The following is a 19,160-nucleotide window of genomic DNA, read 5'->3' as shown; positions in this document are numbered from 1 at the left end:
GGCTGCAGCAAAAGCTCAGCCGTGACGAGAACGCCTCGCGGATCGCGAGGGTCGGGCAACCACGGGGCTTGCGGGGATAGTTGGCACGATGGAGCACGCCGCCGCATGGGCACCCTGCACCCTGCGCCTGGGCAGCGAGCTCTTCGTCGAGGCGAATCAGAAACAGGAAAAACTGCGAATGCTGCGGGTCAACATGGCACACTTGAACGGTCTCTTGGCTTGGTAACCAGAGACTCCCCCGAGGGGTTCGTTTGTTCAAGTTCCCTGAGGGGGATCCCCCCTCCGCCATCACGCTGCGTGACCATCCCGCCGGCAAAAGCCATCAGCAGCAATGACCATGCTCAGTTGCTTTCGGACATACGGGCCACGCCACTTGCTGACCCCTTGCGGGGCTTCCCAAAGGGATCGCAGTCCATGCTCCATGTCGGGGTAACTGCCCGTATCAATCCGGTAGTAATTCAGTGCGGTCGTGATGGTTTCTACCTGAAGGGCTGCCGTATCCGATTTGGCGCCAGAGAACATGTTCATCACCTGGGGCGTGACGACTGCCGTCAACAGCCCCATGACCACCAGCACGACGAGGAGCTCGAGCAAGGTGAAGCCACGACACGCTCCTGGGGCTGACCGAACGGAAAAGTGGATGGGCTTCGTCATGATCTCAATGCAAGTTGATTGATACTGAGTATTCCGAGCATGACACCGCCAACGACAAGGCCGACAACGACGCCAAGAAATGCGATCGCCAGCGGATTGACAAGTGCGAGCATGCGCTCGATCTGCTCGGAGGTATCTCTCTCGAGAAGTTGAGCGGCGCGCAGGGTCGTCTTGCCGAGCTCCCCGGTGTGCTCGCCAACCTCGATGAGAGCACACGTTTCATCCGGGATGACTCGGATGGTCTCGAGTGTCGTGCCGATCGAACCGCCTTCTCGCAGTCGCCTCGACGCACCTTCCAACGCATCCCGAAGGCGCCTTGATCCCGCTGCCTGTGCAGCCAGTAAAACCGCCTCGGAAGCCTCAACGCCGCTCTGGAAGAGCATCCCGAGTACGCTGAGGACGCGAGAGACATTCAGCTGGTCCATGAGTTGGACAGGAGGAAGTCGCCTGATCGCAGCAGCAATCCAGCCGGCGAAGCGTTCCGATCTTCGCTGCAACAGGAATCCGGCGAACACCACCGCGCCGATCCAGAGCAGCGACGCCATCGCATGGTGTACAGCCAGATTCGAAAGCCAGAGCACGGCGCGGGTCATACCTGGCAGACGATGCTCTTCGCCCGCGAAGATCGGCTCAAACCCCGGAATAACCACGGTGAGCACAACCAGCAGTGCAACCAGCACGGTGGCCAGCACGATCGTCGGGTAGGTAAGGGCGTTTGTGATCTCGGTTTGGGTACTGGCCTGCCGCTGGAGGTAACGGCCCGCGGTCTCTAGGCCCTCTGCCAATCGCCCCCCGCCTTCCGCAGCCCTGATCATCGGCGGCAGATATCGAGGCATTCCGGCCTCAGCCTCCAACGCATCGGACATGGGGCTTCCCGCCTGGATACGGGGCAACAGGCGCCTACCCATTGTTGCGGAGGGCCGGCTTCCCCTTTGCCGCGATACAACCTGCAGCGCCTGCTCGATGCTAAGTCCCGCCCCCACCATTGCACCGATTTGCTCACAAAAGAGCGCAACGTCACGAACAGGAACCCGCCGACTCAAGATCACGGGTCGACTCAGCAGATCGTTCAGACCGCCGTCTTGTGCGGTGATCCGGATCGGCGTCATATTCTCGCCGATAAGTTGAATGGCGAGTTGGCGCTCGTCTTCTGCGTCACGAGTGAATACTCGGGATGAGCCCTCGGGTGTGAGCGCCTTCACCGTGAATTTCGTCACCGGCCGAGCTCCTCGACGACACCAAGCACTTCCTCCAGCGTGGTCTCCGCATGGACCACTCTGTTCAGGCCATGAGACCACAAGGTCGGGCGATTCTTTTGCTTGATCAGCCCGAGCAAAGCCTCCTCGGCGTGCGGCTGTCGGATTGCCGCCTGCTCCTCAGGTCCGATCGGCAGGGCTTCGAAGATTGGTAGGCGGCCCGAGTAACCTCGTCCGCGGCAGGTCGGGCATCCGACTGCCCGCGGCAGTTTGATTGACTCAGTCTTGTGGCCAAGCGCCGAAATCAGCGCATGTTGTTCATCCTGCGTTGGCTCGCGTGTAGAGCGGCAGGTTGCGCAAAGCTGGCGAACCAGACGCTGGGCACCCGCAAACACCAACGTTGATGCCAAAAGGTAATCCTCGACACCAAGGTCGAGCAGCCGCGTGATTGCCCCGGCCGCCGTGTTCGTGTGCAGGGTAGCGAGGACCAAGTGTCCTGTAAGAGCGGAGCGGATCGCGATGTCTGCGGTTTCCTGATCGCGGATCTCCCCGATCATGATCACATCAGGATCATTACGGAGTACGGATCGAAGGGCCGCCCCGTAAGTCAATCCAATCTCGGGTTTGACCTGCAACTGCGACACCCCGGGGAGCGTGTACTCGACGGGATCCTCGACCGTGACGACCTTGCGTTCCGGGCTCCTGATCGCATTTAAAGCCGCATAAAGGGTCGTCGTCTTACCGCTGCCCGTCGGGCCGGTAATCAATACGATGCCGTGGGGACGATCCAGCGCCGCACGCAAGAGTTGTAGGCCATGGGGATCGAGCCCCAGGCTCTCGAGCTCGGGCGACACTGAATGCTGTCCCAGCAGGCGCAGCACCATCGATTCGCCGTGGAGCGTCGGAAAGGTGGCAACGCGCAGGTCCAGACTGACTCCTCGTGTCGTAAACCGTATCCGGCCATCCTGCGGGAGCCGTCTTTCAGCGATGTCCAGCCGCGCCATGAGCTTCAACCTCGAGATCACGGCTTGAGCCCAGCGGTTCGACAACACCTCCACTTCCAGGAGGGCGCCGTCTATCCGGTAACGCACGACGAGCGAGTCGGAAGTCGGTTCGAGATGGACGTCCGAAGCGCCGGAGTCCATGGCTTGGGTGAGCAGCCTGTGTGCCGTACGTATAGCCGGGGCATCCGACTCATGATCCGACAGTTTGTCGATATCGTCGCCCGTTCGCAGCGGCTTGCCCTGTCCAGGCTCGCCCCCACTATTCGACGCCTCGTCACCCAATGCGGCCAGCAGATACTCGTCGATTTCCGATTCGAGAGCAGCTAACGGCTCCACGTCCTTACCGATGGCAAAACGGACACCGGCAATCGCGATATCGTCCTGTGGGTTGGCCATCGCAAGTCGGATGCGCGTCTCAGACTCTCCGACGGGACACACTCGGTGCCTCCGCAGGAACGCCAGATTGAGACGGGCTGGAAGCCGTGCCGGCCGCGGATACTCAGCGCGCGCGAGCAAGGGGATGTCCAGGACACCGGCAAAGACCTGTGCCATCTCACGTTCGGCGACAACGCCCAGTCGCGTCGCCGCAATCGAGAACGCGACCCCGTGTGCCAACGCAGCGGCCTGCACACGCTCGACGCCCTCATCGGTGATGAGGCCACGCTGCCGAAGTGCTTAGATCAGTGCGGGGGTCGCACCGGAGGAGCACTCAGGCTGGCTTGATGGGTGCAGGTCGGCGCGCATGCTCGTCGTGATTCTCTTGTTTACGGGTTCCGATCCGATCTGGGCATAGTGCAAGTCCCTTGTCGGTCAAGGGCGAAAGATCCTGCGCGATTCACAGGCAAAGCATGCAACACAATTATGGCAAAAGAGTTTAATCGAATCTCAGCCTCTAGGTGGCGGGACAGATACGCTTCCTCGTCCGGTTCAGGTTGTGCTGGCGAACGCAAGCCTCTTGCAACTGCGCTGCCTGGTGAGGCTAGAGGCCAGTAGCCTGTCGCGGAAACAGAGACACACGCCTTCTTCGCCACAGCCGTACGAGATGGTTTGCCCGTCATCCCGATCAGACCCGCTTGCAATCATCGTCAGAACCGACGATGATTCACGACATGAGCTACCCCGGCGGAAAAGGCAAGAGCTATCAGCGGCTGATCAACCTGATGCCACCCCATGAAACCTACATCGAGACTCACCTCGGTAGCGGCGCCGTGTTGAGGAACAAGCGACCGGCCAAAACCACGATCGGCATCGACGCTGACGAGCGTGTTGTTTCAGCGTGGTCGCAGAGCACCCCGATGGGGTGCAAGGTGGTTCAGGCAGATGCGGTCACTTTCCTGGAACAGTACGCGTTCCGTGGAAACGAGCTGGTCTACGCAGATCCACCCTACGTGGCAGCCACGCGCCGTCGGACGAAGATCTACCGATACGAGTACTCGGACGCCGATCACTTCCGCCTTCTGGATGTACTCGCTGCGCTTCCATGCATGGTGATGATCTCGGGCTACGAGAGTGCCCTCTACGAAGAACGACTTCGAGGGTGGCGAAGAGTGTCGTTCTCTGCCAATACACAAAGAGGGCTTCGCCAGGAATGTGTCTGGATGAACTTTTCGGAGCCCACGCAATTACACGATGCGTCGTTCTTGGGCGAGACGTTCCGCGAGCGCCAAGCTGTCAAACGACGGCACCAAAGGCTGTTTGAGCGCTTCGGCCGGATGGATCCTGTCGAGCGTGAGCACGTCTTGCAGGTGCTTAACACCCGCTACAACGAAAGGGCATGCACATCATGATGCAAACTGCCGCGGTATTCACAGGCGCAGCGGTCATCAAGGTCGATCTTCCCCCGCCCGATGCCGAGACACTACCTGGCGTGCCATGGGGCGCGGTCGAAGCCTTCCCTACACCCGCGTACTGGACATACCAGGTGATCGCGCGGCGGATCTGCGGCACCCCAATTCGGTATCGTTTGGGAAGCACCCTTGCCGAAGAGGTAGCAGCTTGCCTACTTGGTGGCCATGGCATCCCAGCGGCGGTCGGCGTCGCCGCTTTCCAGAAGCTGAGATCGTGCGGCGCCCTTCAGGGAACGCCCACCGAAGCACAGATCGGGGAGCTGCTATCGGAGCCACTCGATATCGATGGCCGACACATTCGATATCGCTTTGCGCGGCAAAAGGCGCGGTACCTGAGTGCCGCCCTTGCGCGCCTTTCAGTCGAGCAGCCGCCGCTGACAAGCGGGCGGGCTCTGCGCGATTGGCTCATTCAGCTGCCAGGCGTCGGGTTCAAAACCGCCTCGTGGGTCGCGCGCAACTGGCTCGACGCCGACGACGTCGCCATCCTCGATATTCACATCCTCCGTGCCGGAGCACTCGCACGCTTCTTCGACGAGGATATGAGTGTCGAGCGGAACTATCTTGAGCTGGAAGAACGCTTTCTGCGGTTCTCCAAGGCGATCGGCGTCCGCGCGTCCGAGCTAGATGCTGTGATGTGGCACGAAATGATGTCCTCTCCCCGGACGATCACTCAGCTCATGGGCGGGAATCGAAACGGGGTGCGCCCAAGTGAGACGACCATGGCGCCTGTATCTGACCTTCCGCTAGTCCGGCGGCGCCCCCACAAAGGCCGCTCCGACCCCCGCCAAGCCAGGCTGATCGAGTAGCCGTCCCACCCAGGGCTCGCCCGTTACGCCCAAAGGACAGTAGTTCAAGCCTAGAGCCTCCGCGGCGACCGCAAGAAAACCCAGCAATACCCCTGCATCCCGCCAGACAAGACTTTCCGCAGCTTCGTATTTTGCAGCGGTCTTGCCTGGCTCTGCGGCCAAGATGAGAAGCGTTGCGGATGTTGCCGGCAGGACACTGTGCATCTCGGCCAATACCCCGCTTGGCTCGAGTTGGGTAATCACCTCGTCCAAGGCGTGACTCACTGCGTCATACCTGAGCCACCGGCCGGCCTGCGGATCGATCACCAGCAGGTGGATGGGATGAATCGCTCCGGCAGACGGGCAGGGACGATGCGACAAAGCAAATCCAAGCTCATCTCCTCCTGTCCCTTGCACCTGGCAGGTCAGCCAGTGTTAACGGCGGTCGATTCCCGCACAAATCCGGCGTCCACCGCCGGCACGGCACAGCATGACCTTGATCTGGTGAGCGGATAGCGGCTGTTTGCTTGATGGGGTCAGGGGCGTTGGAAGGCGCCCGTAGGGCGACTGGAAACGCCCCTGACCCCGGCGCGCCGATGGCGGGCGGGGTGTTCGTGCAATCGGGAGGGAGGGCGTTTGGCACCCGAGTGGCCGATGCGCGCACAATCGGGCTCGGCCTGTGGCAACGCAGGCGCGACACCGGCTCAAACCGCCAAGTCATCCCCAGTGTCGCGCCCCACACCCGCGCAAGGCTGCGCGGTCGTTGCGCCCGTAGTCTTTCACGAAGTGGGCGCTGGCGTCGAGTCTCCCACGGGCCTCAAGGCCCATGGAGTCGACCGGACGACGCTATCTCTGTGCCGCGTGCCGCGCGGCAGTGCTGATCTGTAGCCACTGTGATCGGGGGCAGCGCTATTGCGCCGCCGGCTGCGCCCAGCGTGCCCGCGCGGCCTCGCTGCGGGCAGCCGGCACGCGCTACCAGGCGAGCTTTGCGGGGCGCCTGGCGCACGCGCAACGCCAGCGCCGCTACCGCGCGCGACGCCAGGAAGTGACGCATCAGGGTTCCCCGCCGCCGGCCCCGCCTGTTGAAGTAAGGACCGCGCCGACCGTGCCCGAGTCCGTACCGTCCGCGAGCGGGCAGTGCCACCTGTGCCACCGCGCACTGTCCCCGTTCGTGCGTCAGGACTTCCTGCACTCCCCGGTTCGGCGCCCCTGTCCGCGATCCGAACGGAGTCCGCCCCGCCATGGCCCTGTCCCCTGAACACGAAGCGCAGATCCTGCGCTACTACCACGCCGAGCGCTGGCGCATCGGCACCATCGCCGTGCAGCTCGGGCTGCACCGCGACACCGTCGCGCGCGTGCTCGCCCAGGCCGGCCTGCCCCGGCACGGCCCCGTGCAGCGCGCCTCGGCGATCGACCCCTATCTGCCCTTCCTCCACGAGACGCTCGCCCAGTTTCCGCGCCTCACCGCCGCGCGGCTCTACGACATGGTGCGCGCACGCGGTTACCCCGGGCGCCCCGATCACTTCCGCCACCTCATCGCCCGCCACCGCCCGCGCCCGAGCGCCGAGGCCTACCTGCGGCTACGCACCCTGCCCGGCGAGCAGGCCCAGGTCGACTGGGGGCACTTCGGGCACCTGACGATCGGGCGCGCACGCCGTCCGCTGATGGCCTTCGTCATGGTGCTGTCGTGGTCGCGCCAGATCTATCTGCGCTTCTTCCTCGATGCGCGCATGGAGAACTTCCTGCGCGGCCATGTCGGCGCCTTCGAGTGCTGGGGCGCGGTGCCGCGCATCGCCCTCTACGACAATCTGAAGAGCGCGGTGCTCGAGCGTTGCGGCAACGCGATCCGCTTCCACCCGACCCTGCTCGCGCTCGCCGGCCACTACCGCTTCGAGCCGCGCCCGGTGGCGGTGGCGCGCGGCAACGAGAAGGGGCGCGTCGAGCGCGCGATCCGCTACGTGCGCGAGGCCTTCTTCGCCGGATGCGCCTTCGCCGATCTGGACGACCTGAACGCGCAGGCCCAGGCCTGGTGCGAGGGCGCCGCCGGTGCGCGGCGCTGCCCCGAGGACGCCTCGATGACCGTGGCCGAGGCCTTCGCGGCCGAGCGCGAGCGCCTGCTCGCGCGGCCCGAGACACCGTTTCCGACCGACGAGCTGCGCGCGGTGTCGGCGGGCAAGACCCCGTACGTGCGCTTCGACCTGAACGACTACTCGATCCCCCACACCCATGTGCGGCGCCCCCTCACCGTGTGCGCCGACCCGCTGCGGGTGCGCATCCTCGACGGCGAGGACGTCATCGCCACCCACGCGCGCAGCTACGACCGCCGCCAGCAGATCGAGTGTGCCGCGCACCTCGAGGCGCTCGTCGCGCACAAGCACGCGGCCCGCGCCCACCGCGCCACCGACCGCCTGACGGCGGCCGTGCCGGCCTGCCAGGCGCTGCTCGCCCAGGCCGCCGAGCGCGGTGAGCCGCTCGGGCGCACCACGCGCGCGCTCACCGACCTGCTCGATCGCTACGGGGCGGGCGAACTGGCCGTCGCCGTCGACGAAGCACTCGCGCGCGGCGTGCCGCATCCCAACGCGGTACGCCTGGCGCTCGAGCGCCGGCGCGAGGCGCCCCCGCCGCTGGGCGTGCCGCTACCCGCGCATCTGAAGACGCGCGATGTCACCGTGCGCGCCCACCCCTTGGCCGGCTACGACCGCCTGCTGGAGGACAACCATGACGACGCCTGAACCGCTGCTCGCGCGCGCCCGCGCGCTGCAACTGCATGGTGTGGTGAGCCACTGGGCCGAATGCGCCCAGGCACCGTGGATCGCCCCGCTCATCGAGTGGGAGGAGACCGAGCGCGCCCGACGCTCACTCGAGCGCCGGGCGCGCTGCGCGCACATCGGCCGCTTCAAGCCGCTGGCCGACTTCGACTGGCGCTGGCCCGAGCAGTGCGACCAGGCCGCCATCGCCGAGCTGATGACGCTCGGCTTCCTCGAGACCGCCACCAACGCCTTGCTGGTCGGCCCCTCCGGGCTCGGCAAGACCACCATCGCGCAGAACATCGCCCACCAGGCGGTGCTGCGCGGGCACACCGTGCTCTTCACCACCGCCGGCCAGCTCCTGGGCGAGCTCGCCGCGCTCGACTCCGACTCGGCGCTGCGCCGCCGCCTGCGCCACTACGCCAGCCCCACGCTCCTGGTGATCGACGAGGTCGGCTACCTCTCCTACTCGAACCGCCACGCCGATCTGCTCTTCGAGCTCATCAGCCGTCGCCACGAGAAAAAGAGCACCCTCATCACCACCAACAAGTCCTTCGCCGAATGGTCCGAGGTGTTCCCCAACGCCGCCTGCGTGGTCGCGCTCATCGACCGCCTGGTCCATCACGCCGAGATCATCGCCCTCAAGGGCCCGTCCTGGCGCCACAAGGAAGCCCAGGAGCGCGCCGCCACCAACGCCCGCAAACGCAAATCCGCACGGAGTCCCGCATGAAGACCGACCACCCGCCGTCCGGGCTGCTGCGCGGCCTGGACCTGCTCATCGACGCCGACTGGACGCCCGAGCAGGCCCGGGCCGTGATCGAGCTGCTCGACGATCTGCGCGAGCGCATCTGGGCGCACTACGAGCTCGCCCTGTTCGAGCACTACCGCCAGGACCGCCTCACGCAGGCCGAGCTGCCGTTCGACGATCCGTCGTTCTGATCGAGCCGCGCCCCCCAGCACAACGAGGGCCGACGCGCGCGGCCCTCGTGCCGTTTACGGCGCCGCCGGCGCCCACTCGACGACGCCGTTTAACGACGCCAGATTTGTGCGGAATCAGGGAGCCGGCAACAGCCAGGTCAGCTTGCTCAACATCTCCAAGCTTAGTCGCGAGAACACGCGCTTTGTGCGCCTCTGTAGCAATAGCTCTGGACATGAACGACTCGATCCAGAGGGAAACACAGGGACGGGCAGGGCGATACGGGCTCCTAGCGGCCACGTCAAGGGCGCGTAGCGCTGTGGAGTCTCTCGCGGTCGGGGACTTCCCAGATCAACCCAGCCGTCCATCAAGCTCATTGAGTACCTCGAAGTACTTGTTGCAGCCACGGCAATTGGCACAAGCAACATTCGCCTTATGGCAACTATGTGCCCAAGCGAGGAGTTCACGGGGCACACCCGCTTCGCGAACGAGTTCCACGGTGGCGAGGTGGATGGCTGGCGCTTCGACCCGTATACCTCCTTCCTGCAGCCCAACCAGAGCGTTCATCGCGTCGACAAAGTCCGAGGTGCCGTCGCGGTGGGCTGAGTCCGATTTGACCGTGCCGATCATGAGCCTCCCCACGCCGAGTGACAGCGATCTCGCTGCTGCGAACGTAATCAGAATCTGGTTCCGGTACGGCCACCAATCACTTGCTGGGGCATGGCAGTCGGCATCAGCGCCTGCCATGTCGCCGGAACCCAGCGAACGGCAGTCGATCCGCACGACATGGTGCTCAATCCCCAGTCGTCTACAGATCAACTGCGACGCGGTGATTTCGGCTTGGGCAGCCAACTGGCCATAGTCGATCGTTATCCCGATCTCGGGCCTTTTCCACCAGGCGATCGAGAGCGAGTCCATGCCGCCCGACAGGAGCAAGGCTGATCTCATAGCCTGCAAGCCGTCCAGAGCGCCTGATAGATCGAACTCACGTAGTCATCGCAGAGCAGGCAGTCCGAGCCGCCCATCATTTTCTTGTTCTCGTCGGACTCGTTCTCACAGTAGACGACGACAGGCTTGCCTTTCGCCCGCGCGTAACCGATCTCATAGACCGTTCCTGGATCCATTCCATCGCCGACTGCGAAGATCAAATCGGCATCGTTGATCCCCTCGAGATCAAGGGGAACGACATCCTCGGCGCTTCCGTGTCCGACGTCATGGTAAGGCGAGAACACCTTCAACCCTGCGGCCAACAGGTCGCTTCTGGCCTGCTCGATCAGCCATAGCTGAGCCAGACTGAAAAACGGACCTGCCAGATAAACCTTCGGGCGCTGGCCCTGAAGAAACGCCTCGGATGGAACGATCGGGCTCAGAGCGAAGGACGCCAGCGCCTCAGGGGTCGCAAACCCACGGGTCTGGCAGTAATAGGCAGTCGCACGCGAAGCAAGGTCCGCGCTTTCTGCAGCGCTTCGTCCTTCGTGCAGCCACCGATAAGCAAAGTGAGCCGCGAAGTTATCTCCGGAGCCAATCTTCCAAACCTTCTGCGACTGGTAGGCAGGAACGGTCGCCACGCCGTGTTGATCACGGACCAAGGCACCCATTGCACCGCGTTTGATCACCACGACGGCTGCACGCTGCTGTTGCATGAGTTCGCCGGCCATCGCCTCTACGGAAGCGTCCCTTGCCCCTGTTAACAAGGCAGCCTCATGCTGGTTCAGCACAAGCGCGAGTTCGTCAGCCGTCGAGCCATTTGCGTGAAAGGCTTCAGGGGCGTAAGCATCTTGGGGGTCGTAGACCACCTTTTGGCCATGAACGACTGCATCTCCGTCCATCATTCCAAAACGAAGCACTCGTGAAGCGGACACCCGTAAGGGCGCCTCAACCGCTCCTCGCCCCAGAATTCTCGGCGTTGCAAGGCCATGGTCGTAGTCGAAGGCGATTTCTTGAACTGATTCGTTTCTGGCGACGTGAAATCCTTCGAATGCACCCCTCGAAGCAAGCACCTCGGCAGCTGCCGGATCAAGATACGAGTGCAGCGACACCGACGCCCCCATCGATGCCATTGCAGAGGCCGCCCTGCCCGCCGATCCGTAAATCTCGCGCCAGGCTGGGCGCATGCAACGCTCCCGGTACACGCCCCCTACGACGGCGATGTCGGCGCCAGTGCCATCTTCGCCACTCATCGTGCGCTTACCCGGACAGTCACTTGGCCGTCACTCTTCCCGATCACCGTTGCAACGTAGTGCGTGCCGTCAGCGATGCACTCTCGAAGTTTTTGAACGTCTGGCGACGCAATACCGCCCGCCAGCTCATTATTGAGCATCGCAACGACTGTCGTGGTGCTCCCCATCTGCATCGTCCTCACATCCAGCTCATCGCCGACGGCAATTCTCTCCACCACTGCGGGCTTCGGAGAATTTAGCTGCGTCGTGATCACCAAGGAGTCGCAGCTACTCGCCCCGCTCGAGAAACCGATACCGCCAGAACTGCCGCTGGAACCAGACATTGGAGACTCCTTACGCTGTTTGCTAAGACGCTGAACCGAGAGGATGCGACGGAGATATTTTCATGTCAATAGCAATTCGGGAGGCTCTGAACTATTCAGAGCCGGCAAGAATACTGAGGACATAGATCGCGCTGCCACCATGAAGCAAGGAGCGCAAACGACGATCATCGGAGTCGGTTTAAATGGCTGACTTGGACAAGCGTGCTCAGAACATCGATTGATCAGGGGCTCCTTAAGGCCTGTGCGAGGCAATGCTCTCAACTTAACGCTCCCTTATAGGACATATGCAAATGTGGCTTGCTTCGGGGCGGTCGTGGGTAGCTTCTGCCTGGCTGGATGCGGCATCGACTGCGGCCCATGGCGGCCAGGGTATCGGGCAATGCCGCCCATGCCTGAGCGATGCCGAGCAGGCACCCGGCGAGGATGGGCTTGAGTGCGCCGAATGCGTAGGTGCGATTCGGGCGGGAGCCGGTCTGGATGGCGTCGTCAGTGCCGCTGCCGCTGAGCAGTGCGCACAGGTTGTCGGCCAGGATCTTGGCGGCGAAGTCCTGCTGCAGGGCGAGGTAGTTCAACCCCGTCGTGGCCTCGAGGCGCAGACGATGCTTGATGCGCTTGAAGGCCTCCTCGACGCGCCAGCGCTGGTGATAGAGCGCGCTGAACTGCGCGGCCGGATACGACTGGGCATCGAGCAGGTTGGTCATCAGGACGCGGATCTGGCCGTTCGGAGCGATGTTGCGGATCAGGCGCACGGTGGTGGCGGTGCGGGCCAGATCGAACGTGCTGGCATCGCGTGCGGTGGGCGGCGACAGTGTGACCACGCGCTCGGCCTCGTTCGAGCGTCGGAAGTCGGCGACGCAACGCCAGCCGCTGGCATCGACGCGCAGACAGAAGGCCATGCCGTGTTGCGCCAGCGTCGCTGCCATGGTGTTGCCGACGTAACCTCGGTCGAGCACGAGCAGATCCTGCGCCGGATCGAGTGCGTCGAGCGCCTCGAACAGCATCTGCCGCTCCGAGCCGTCGGCCGGATGCAGACTGGCGTGCAGCGTGAGTTCGGTGCCCGGCAGAAACAAGGCAAACGCGTAGTGGTCCGCCGTCAGTGCGGCCGTCTTGCGTGTCGACACACGCAGGCGCGACGCATCAGCCGCCACCACGCGGCGGCCATTCCAGCGTGCCGCCTCTATGTGCGGGCGCGCCAGGTGCAGCAGGTGCGCACTGGCCAATTCGAACAGCCGGCCCGAAAACCCCTGGCGGGCCTTGCTGAAGGCCTGTGCGCTGACCTCGCGGATCCGCCCGGGCACCGCATGCAGGCGACCGAAAAAGGCGTCGAGTTCGGCTTGAACGCTCGCGCGCTTGCCCGAGATCATCATGGCCGCCAGGCGCGGCAGGGTGAGCTTGCGATCGCGGGTGAAGGCCCCAGGCCGAAGACGTACCTGCTCGGCCAGCGCGGGGTCGAGCAGAAAGTCAGCGAACTCGGACAGCAGCGACTCGTGGTCGAGTATTCGAGTTCATATTGTCTATTTATCAATGACTTAACGAACGCCATTTTACCCGTTTCCCATAGGGTTCACAAGGGCTATAAGCTAAAGTTGAGAGCATTGCTGTGCGAGGGCTTGTGCGCCAACAAGGTCTAAGTGCAGCGAAGCAAAGGACCTCCGCAAAAGTGGTTCGGGCAACGCCCAGTCCCATTTCTCGCGGAGAAGGTTCTTCGCCTCCGCGAGAACCTGTATCGGGTCTGGTGCAGGCAACTCGGCAATATCCGCTAGTGCGTCCGATAGCCGGTCGGACGATATACCCGACACGGTCAATGCAAGCCCCTCGTTGGTCGCGGACAGCCCAACATGGGCAAGGAGCATGGCAAGGCCATCGTTCACCCAATCGCCCCGCCAAGTTAGCAGCACCGCGTCATTGCCCTTGGTGAACAGCCAGTTGTTGCTGAGGTCGGCGAGTTGGTAGAACTCGCGAGCCTCATTCAATAGTGCTGCAGCACCGGCATCCAGGAATGGCACCGGGTCCGCTTCCATCAGGACCTGGCGCATTTCCTGTCGCACGACGTCATGCACCATGCCGGCGCCACCATCGAATGCGGGAGGCGCTCCGCCCTTGTCCGGCGCTACGACGATGATCTTCTTCTCCGACTCCACATCGATGACACGCCAGCGTCTGCCGCCAAAGATGATGCGTTGGCTGGGTATCAGGGGATGGGAAACGGGGAGCGAACCCAGCAGCCGTCCGTCGCAGACGATGCGAAACTCCTCGTCAGAGGCGAAGGCAGCATAGAACTCGTAGAGGTTTACCAGCTTCTCGCCGAGTTCACCGTGCAACAAGAGGCCCGAACTGTCTTGGATAAGCAGCTGCTTGTCCCCCAAGTGACGTAGCAGCAGGACGAAGTCATCGCGGGTGATGTTTGAGAACGCGCCGTCCTTGACTAAGCTTGCCCACAGCTCTGCCGCCGTGGCGCCTCCGCGTTCTGCAAGGACTGACAGAAGCTGTTGAACAAGGGTCGACGCGTGCAGCCCGTCGACCCTTGGTGGTTCGAACCATCCTCTGATGAGCAGGCGGACCATCGCTATTGATTGGACCAAGCCCTCGCGGAGGCAATCAGATAGGCCAGATTTCGGATTCAGCTCAGGTTCGATACAGTAACCACGCAGTATGGCTGGTTCGCCTTTGCGGCGCCCCGAACGGCCGAGTCGTTGGCGCAGACTCGCTACGGACGGCGGTGGACCAATCTGGCAGACGCTCTTTACTGAACCGATGTCGATGCCAAGTTCGAGCGTGGTCGTGCAGATGGCGGTCGCTGGTTTCGTCCCGTCCTTCAGTGCCCGTTCGGCTTCCTCGCGAAACTCCTTCGATAGGCTGCCGTGATGCGGCCAGAATTCGTTGGGGACGTTATTTCGCTCGCAGGCCCGCCTTAGCAAGTCGGCGTAGATCTCGACCTGCCTGCGGCTATTCGGAAAAACAAGGTTGTTGGAGCCACGCAGGGCCTTATAAAGCTGTTCGGCCACCTCCAGCGTGCTTCCTTTGACAAGATCCTCCATATCGGGGGCTTCGATGTCTGGCGCTTCCTCTACCCGCGGTGGCTTCTCCACGTAGCCCTTGATGAGCACCTTCAGCTCCTGCCCACCGCTCTTGGCAACAATCAACTCAACCGAACTTGCTCCATCGGGCCGAAGGAAGCTGGCAGCAAGCCCCATATCCCCCAGAGTCGCGGACAGGCCCACGAGAGGGAGCCGTCGCCCAACGGTTCGTTCAAGGCGGTGAAGCAACGATTGAAGCTGCTTGCCTCGCTCGGAGCCAATGAAAGCGTGCAACTCGTCGATAACGACGTATCGAAGGCGGGACATCAGGCCAGGCATAGCGGTGCCGCGTCGCACGAACAGGGCCTCGAGAGACTCTGGCGTGATGAGGAGCACGCCGCGGGAGTCTTTGACGAACCTGTGCTTCTTGCTAGCCGCTATGTCGCCATGCCAGGCAACAACAGGGATGTCCAATGACTCACACAACTCAGACAGCCGACTCCACTGGTCATTGATGAGTGCCTTGAGCGGCCCGATGTAGAGCACCGAGCCGATGTCCGGCTCGTGTCGGAGCATATGGGTCAGGATGGGGAAGAACGCAGCTTCGGTCTTCCCCGCAGCGGTAGCGGCGGCCACGATGACGTCGCGGTCGGCATCGATGAGGGCTGGAATCGCCTTCTCCTGCGCATCGCGCAAGGCGGTCCATCCCTCGCTCCAGATCCACCGCTGGATACGCTCGTCCAGCCGCTGGAAGGCTTGGGAGTCAGAGCTTGAAGCTGGCGAGCTCGTCGTCATCCTCAACCGCCGTGTCCGCGGCGCCGCCCGTGTCTTTCTCGACGGCGACGTGCCCAAGGAGCTCCGTCCAGTCCGCGGTGGGGTTCTGCTCAAGGATGGCCAGGAGATTGATGAAGGCGGTGATGGTCGTCCGCGGCGTTCTGAAGTAGGCCTCCCCAAGGCGTTGAGCGCAGTGCGCCATAAAGGCGGGGATCGCTTCGTCCGGAACCAGGTACTTGGCTGTGTCACCGCCGGCATAGACGTGGCGCAGCTTGTTGAGGAGCACGTAGAAGTCCTCGGGCGTAAGGCTCGCAAGCCGAAGAACGGGCCCCGAATAGTCCACCATGCCGGCCTTGGCGAAGGTGTTTTCCGCCAGGCGGGACTGCAGGGCCGTGTAGCTGTACAAGCCGCGACGCGTGTCCATCAGGAACTCGGGGGTGCCTCCAAGCACTATGCCGAGACCCTCCGCAGAGCCCTGCAACGAGTCGTTGAGGATGCGGAGAATCTGCTCGTAGTTGGCGTTACGCGCCTGTGTGTTGGCGAGTTTGTAGAGGTTCACCAACTCATCCAGGCAGACCATCAGGCCGCTATAACCTGCAAGCCGGATGAATCGGGCGAGCAGTTTCAGTTGGTCGTATATCGAGGCGTCGTCGATGATGGTGCGTACGCCCAATGCAGCGCGGGCGTCCGTTTTGGTCGTAAACTCCCCGCGGAGCCAGCGGATGGCATCTGACTTGAGCTGCTCGTTCCCTTGGTCAAAGCCTCGGCAGTATGCGGCGATGACCTCGGCGAAGTCGTAGCCATTCACCATCTCTGACAGGTGGTCCAGTCGCTCACGCACGATGGCTTCGCTGGGTTTTCCGCTCGTCTTCGCTTCGGACTTGGCCTGTGCGATGAATTTCTCGACGATACCAGGGAGGGCGCCCCCATCCGGTTTTGTTCTCGTGGAAAGGTTCTTGGCTAGCTCAGCGTAGAGCGAGCGGGCTTGCCCGCCGGTCGCATGGAGTCGGCGGTCGGGGTTAAGGTCCGCATGCATCGTGACGAGCTTTTTCTCCATCGCGATGGCGCGGACCAGGTTCAAGAAGAACGTCTTCCCCGACCCGTATTCACCGATGACAACTCTGAAACCGGAGCCTGCATCAGCGATGCGCTCCACGTCCTTCATAAGAGCCTCGAGCTCTTTCACTCGCCCGACTTGAATCAGATGCTGGCCGACACGCGGAACGACACCCGCGCGTAGCGATTGGATGACCGCATCACGGTCCTTTGCGCGAATTGTGCTCATATGGGGAGCGCCTCCAAGGCTTCCTTGTTGATCTCAATCGGGTCGTCACCTTCGGTGAGGGGCGCATCGAGCGCGTCCAGCACGGCCTCGTTGATGTGCTCTAGCGCACCATCGAGCATCAATTCCATGTCAGACGCAGCATCTGCGAGCTCGCCACGGAGCCAGGAGGTCCTTGAGACAAGAATGCGAACAAAGGCCGAATGGTCTGCATCGAGACCAAGAATTCCGGGAGCTGCCGCGGGCTCTTCATCTGGCGCCGACTCCATAAGCGGGGCGGACTCCTGCTGCTCTTCGTCCACAAACACCTTCGCGAGCAGTTCCGAGACCTCGGCGGTTTCCTTTTCCAGTTGCGCGATACGAGCGGGATCCAGGGCAAAGCCCGCTGTCCCACCAATGGCGGTCACAACAGGTGTGGCTTGCGTGGTGGATGTGCTGGGGACGACGTTTGGCGCGGGGCTCGCATGCAGGTCCGAGTAAACGAGCTTGGTGTCCAGCGCCAAGGTTCTGTAGGTGCGCTCAAGGAACTTCACTTCGGCGGGGCTCACGACACCGTCAGCTTGCGTGAGATGCGCAAGTAGCCGACAGATTGAGCGGCGCGCGTCTTCCGCCAAGGGCTCCAGCTTCTTCTTCAGGCTGGCCAGCGTCGCGGGTTGGTCGATGCCCAAGCGCAGGTGTGCTTTGAGTCGCTTCCGTTGGGTGTCGCTCAAATGAGCCCAGGCATTGATTTGCTTGGTCAGCGACATCAGTTCGTGGGCTGACGCCTCGCCATCTGCATGAACGGCCATGCAGGCCAGATCGAGGGTGACCGCCGCCGCGCGATACGCATGTCCGGCCCGGGCGGCGCTGTCCTCCGGCAGGGTGGCGAAGAGTGCAACCTTGTCCTCGGCCTTGGGTGTACGACTACCGGCAAGGACATCGGGCTCCATGCCGATGTGCAGCGATTCAAGGGCACGAGCCAGGCCAATCACCTTGTCTCGAGACAGTGTTCCAGCGCTCTTGAGGCGGCCCGACAACTCTCCAAACGCCATCAAGAGCATGCCATCGCCGACGCGGCTCTTGAGGTCATCCAGCTCAGCGCGCACTGGGGCAGGCCAAAGCTCGACCGGTAATTGAAGCAAGCCTTCGAGGGCGTGCGCCTTGTCGGGATTTCGCCCGATGAAGCGGCTGTAGGACTCCAGGGACGTCGTGCAAGCGTCCACCAACGCCTGCAGCTTCTGGATGGGGCCCTTGACCGCCGTGACGTCTGGCAGGTCGCCGACATTTCGACGCATCTCTTGCCTTCCGAGAGCACCTGATGCGGGTTGGTAGGTGACCTGGAGCTTCGTCTTATTGAGCCGGAGCACGAATCCATCGCCGAAGTCTTCGGCGTATTTGCGGTTGAAGAGAGCCTTGAACTCGGCCTCACACCGCGATACGGGAGTGCGGCGGTAGATGTTGGGGTCGTTCAGCGCCCATGCCAAAGCCCATGAAGCCGGAACGGGCTTCTGTGCAACCGCTAGGTGCCCGAGCCCTAGCTTCAAGCTCAGGGGAAGCTCGTAGCCTTGCTCGAGGGCCGAATTGACTGTGGGTGGGTCGGGTGTGAAGGGTTGGCTACGGTAGTTGTCGGCCTCGATGAAGGCCAGGAAATGGCTCGCATACCGGCGGAAGGAGTTGTTGTCGCCATAGATGCCAAGTAAGCGACGCACCTCGTTCCTGATGACTTCAACCTCACCACGCTCACTCGAACCTGAGCCGAGGTCGACAAGGACTCTGCGCTCCAGGCCGTAGAAGTACAGGAACACGTATCCGATGTTCGCGTCTGGGGCGCGTCGGCCATCAACCAGCCACTGAAGGTATGCACGGCGAGCATCGTGCGAGATTGAGGAGTAAGAGGGCCAGTAGTCAGTCAGGCGATCCGACCAGTCGACGGGGCTGCCGGTTACGCGCAGTTTTGGATTGATGGCAGAAGGCTCTGTGTGACCGTAGTCATCGTGAGGGTTGCTTCCGATGTAAAGCATGCCTCCGGGTACATCGAAGCCCGCAACGTTCACTTTCTCGCCGGCCGGCACCCAACGCAGGCCGCTACTAGCCACGGGTGATGCCGGAACCCGGTACCCATCACTGTTCGTAGCGTCATCCAGGCGGAAGTTAGCGAACTCATCGTCCGGCTCGCCGCGTGCCGTCTTGAGGCTTCCTGTCGCCCGTGCCGGCGCGGATGCCCGATGAGCGGTTCCAGCCTGCGCCGTCGGCGGCTCAGCGGTCGCCTTGGCCTTGCCTCCGAATAGGTTCTTGGCGAGCCAGGCGACTAGCACAACACCTCCAATGATGAAGAGGAAGACCCAGACGTCCTTGGGTACGGACGCGATCGCCCCGATGATGATGGCTGCCATGATGAGCAGCGGGCTCGACCCCGATTTCTTTGCCATGCGCGCGATGTCCCGGGCTTTTTCAGA

16 protein-coding genes are annotated in these 19,160 nt (G+C 62.8%); 5 read left to right on the top strand and 11 right to left on the bottom strand.

Features of this window, described 5'->3' with window-relative positions:
• Positions 1-288 precede the first annotated feature (288 nt).
• Genes gspG through ACZ5PP_RS13160 form a run of 3 tightly spaced genes read right to left on the bottom strand, consistent with a single transcriptional unit; the run spans position 289 to position 3,406 of the window.
• Entirely contained in the window at positions 289-654 is a 366-nt protein-coding gene (gene gspG, locus ACZ5PP_RS13170) for a type II secretion system major pseudopilin GspG (protein WP_464826141.1), read from the bottom strand.
• Complete coding sequence (locus ACZ5PP_RS13165) at positions 651-1,871, bottom strand: type II secretion system F family protein (protein ID WP_464826140.1); 1,221 nt, start codon at positions 1,869-1,871, stop codon at positions 651-653. Before ACZ5PP_RS13165 ends, gspG begins: the two co-directional genes overlap by 4 nt.
• On the bottom strand, positions 1,868-3,406 hold the full coding sequence (locus ACZ5PP_RS13160) for a GspE/PulE family protein (protein ID WP_464826139.1): 1,539 nt from the start codon (positions 3,404-3,406) through the stop codon (positions 1,868-1,870). The genes ACZ5PP_RS13165 and ACZ5PP_RS13160 overlap by 4 nt, the downstream gene beginning before the upstream one ends.
• 557 nt (positions 3,407-3,963) lie before the next feature.
• On the opposite strand from ACZ5PP_RS13160, the gene ACZ5PP_RS13155 reads away from it, so the two are divergent.
• Complete coding sequence (locus ACZ5PP_RS13155) at positions 3,964-4,641, top strand: DNA adenine methylase (protein ID WP_445334079.1); 678 nt, start codon at positions 3,964-3,966, stop codon at positions 4,639-4,641.
• Positions 4,629-5,507, top strand: coding sequence for an 8-oxoguanine DNA glycosylase (locus ACZ5PP_RS13150; protein WP_464826138.1), 879 nt, complete (start codon positions 4,629-4,631; stop codon positions 5,505-5,507). The genes ACZ5PP_RS13155 and ACZ5PP_RS13150 overlap by 13 nt, the downstream gene beginning before the upstream one ends.
• Here ACZ5PP_RS13150 and ACZ5PP_RS13145 read toward each other — a convergent pair.
• On the bottom strand, positions 5,445-5,813 hold the full coding sequence (locus ACZ5PP_RS13145) for a nitroreductase family protein (protein WP_464827058.1): 369 nt from the start codon (positions 5,811-5,813) through the stop codon (positions 5,445-5,447). The two genes, ACZ5PP_RS13150 and ACZ5PP_RS13145, sit on opposite strands and share 63 nt — an antisense overlap.
• A 914-nt stretch (positions 5,814-6,727) precedes the next feature.
• Between ACZ5PP_RS13145 and istA the strand changes: the two genes are divergently transcribed.
• From istA to ACZ5PP_RS13130, 3 genes are read left to right on the top strand one after another with little or no spacing between them, the layout of a single operon-like run.
• Complete coding sequence (istA, locus tag ACZ5PP_RS13140) at positions 6,728-8,218, top strand: IS21 family transposase (RefSeq protein ID WP_464826137.1); 1,491 nt, start codon at positions 6,728-6,730, stop codon at positions 8,216-8,218.
• Positions 8,205-8,963, top strand: a complete 759-nt coding sequence (gene istB, locus ACZ5PP_RS13135) for an IS21-like element helper ATPase IstB (RefSeq protein ID WP_004359139.1) — start codon at positions 8,205-8,207, stop codon at positions 8,961-8,963. The genes istA and istB overlap by 14 nt, the downstream gene beginning before the upstream one ends.
• On the top strand, positions 8,960-9,172 hold the full coding sequence (locus ACZ5PP_RS13130; protein ID WP_004359146.1) for a hypothetical protein: 213 nt from the start codon (positions 8,960-8,962) through the stop codon (positions 9,170-9,172). Before istB ends, ACZ5PP_RS13130 begins: the two co-directional genes overlap by 4 nt.
• Positions 9,173-9,500: 328 nt before the next feature.
• Here the strand turns inward: ACZ5PP_RS13130 and ACZ5PP_RS13125 are convergent, their stop codons facing one another.
• From ACZ5PP_RS13125 to ACZ5PP_RS13095, 7 genes are all read right to left on the bottom strand, one after another.
• Complete coding sequence (locus tag ACZ5PP_RS13125; protein WP_464826136.1) at positions 9,501-10,085, bottom strand: 7-cyano-7-deazaguanine synthase; 585 nt, start codon at positions 10,083-10,085, stop codon at positions 9,501-9,503.
• 8 nt (positions 10,086-10,093) lie between these two features.
• Positions 10,094-11,329 carry a PfkB family carbohydrate kinase gene (locus ACZ5PP_RS13120; RefSeq protein ID WP_464826135.1) on the bottom strand — a complete coding sequence of 412 codons (1,236 nt, stop codon included), beginning with the start codon at positions 11,327-11,329 and terminating at the stop codon, positions 10,094-10,096.
• Entirely contained in the window at positions 11,326-11,652 is a 327-nt protein-coding gene (locus ACZ5PP_RS13115) for a hypothetical protein (protein ID WP_341648050.1), read from the bottom strand. Before ACZ5PP_RS13115 ends, ACZ5PP_RS13120 begins: the two co-directional genes overlap by 4 nt.
• A 257-nt stretch (positions 11,653-11,909) precedes the next feature.
• Positions 11,910-13,094, bottom strand: a complete 1,185-nt coding sequence (locus tag ACZ5PP_RS13110; RefSeq protein WP_464827057.1) for an IS4 family transposase — start codon at positions 13,092-13,094, stop codon at positions 11,910-11,912.
• Between the two features lie 138 nt (positions 13,095-13,232).
• Entirely contained in the window at positions 13,233-15,464 is a 2,232-nt protein-coding gene (locus tag ACZ5PP_RS13105; protein ID WP_464826134.1) for a DEAD/DEAH box helicase, read from the bottom strand.
• Positions 15,433-16,728, bottom strand: coding sequence for an ATP-binding protein (locus ACZ5PP_RS13100; protein WP_435750109.1), 1,296 nt, complete (start codon positions 16,726-16,728; stop codon positions 15,433-15,435). The genes ACZ5PP_RS13105 and ACZ5PP_RS13100 overlap by 32 nt, the downstream gene beginning before the upstream one ends.
• Positions 16,725-19,133, bottom strand: coding sequence for a tellurite resistance TerB family protein (locus tag ACZ5PP_RS13095; RefSeq protein ID WP_464826133.1), 2,409 nt, complete (start codon positions 19,131-19,133; stop codon positions 16,725-16,727). The genes ACZ5PP_RS13100 and ACZ5PP_RS13095 overlap by 4 nt, the downstream gene beginning before the upstream one ends.
• Positions 19,134-19,160: the final 27 nt, after the last annotated feature.

Source organism: Thauera sp. DNT-1 (assembly GCF_055393985.1).
This window is presented reverse-complemented; position numbering and strand designations above follow the sequence as displayed.

Bases quoted from the DNA above. Each gene is read 5' to 3' on its own strand.
- ACZ5PP_RS13155 (WP_445334079.1), top strand. From the start codon at position 3,964: ATGAGCTACCCCGGCGGAAAAGGCAAGAGCTATCAGCGGCTGATCAAC.
- gspG (WP_464826141.1), bottom strand. From the start codon at position 654: ATGACGAAGCCCATCCACTTTTCCGTTCGGTCAGCCCCAGGAGCGTGT.
- ACZ5PP_RS13150 (WP_464826138.1), top strand. From the start codon at position 4,629: ATGCACATCATGATGCAAACTGCCGCGGTATTCACAGGCGCAGCGGTC.
- ACZ5PP_RS13105 (WP_464826134.1), bottom strand. From the start codon at position 15,464: ATGACGACGAGCTCGCCAGCTTCAAGCTCTGACTCCCAAGCCTTCCAG.
- ACZ5PP_RS13115 (WP_341648050.1), bottom strand. From the start codon at position 11,652: ATGTCTGGTTCCAGCGGCAGTTCTGGCGGTATCGGTTTCTCGAGCGGG.
- istB (WP_004359139.1), top strand. From the start codon at position 8,205: ATGACGACGCCTGAACCGCTGCTCGCGCGCGCCCGCGCGCTGCAACTG.
- ACZ5PP_RS13130 (WP_004359146.1), top strand. From the start codon at position 8,960: ATGAAGACCGACCACCCGCCGTCCGGGCTGCTGCGCGGCCTGGACCTG.
- ACZ5PP_RS13160 (WP_464826139.1), bottom strand. From the start codon at position 3,406: ATGGCACAGGTCTTTGCCGGTGTCCTGGACATCCCCTTGCTCGCGCGC.
- ACZ5PP_RS13095 (WP_464826133.1), bottom strand. From the start codon at position 19,133: ATGGCAAAGAAATCGGGGTCGAGCCCGCTGCTCATCATGGCAGCCATC.
- istA (WP_464826137.1), top strand. From the start codon at position 6,728: ATGGCCCTGTCCCCTGAACACGAAGCGCAGATCCTGCGCTACTACCAC.
- ACZ5PP_RS13120 (WP_464826135.1), bottom strand. From the start codon at position 11,329: ATGAGTGGCGAAGATGGCACTGGCGCCGACATCGCCGTCGTAGGGGGC.
- ACZ5PP_RS13100 (WP_435750109.1), bottom strand. From the start codon at position 16,728: ATGAGCACAATTCGCGCAAAGGACCGTGATGCGGTCATCCAATCGCTA.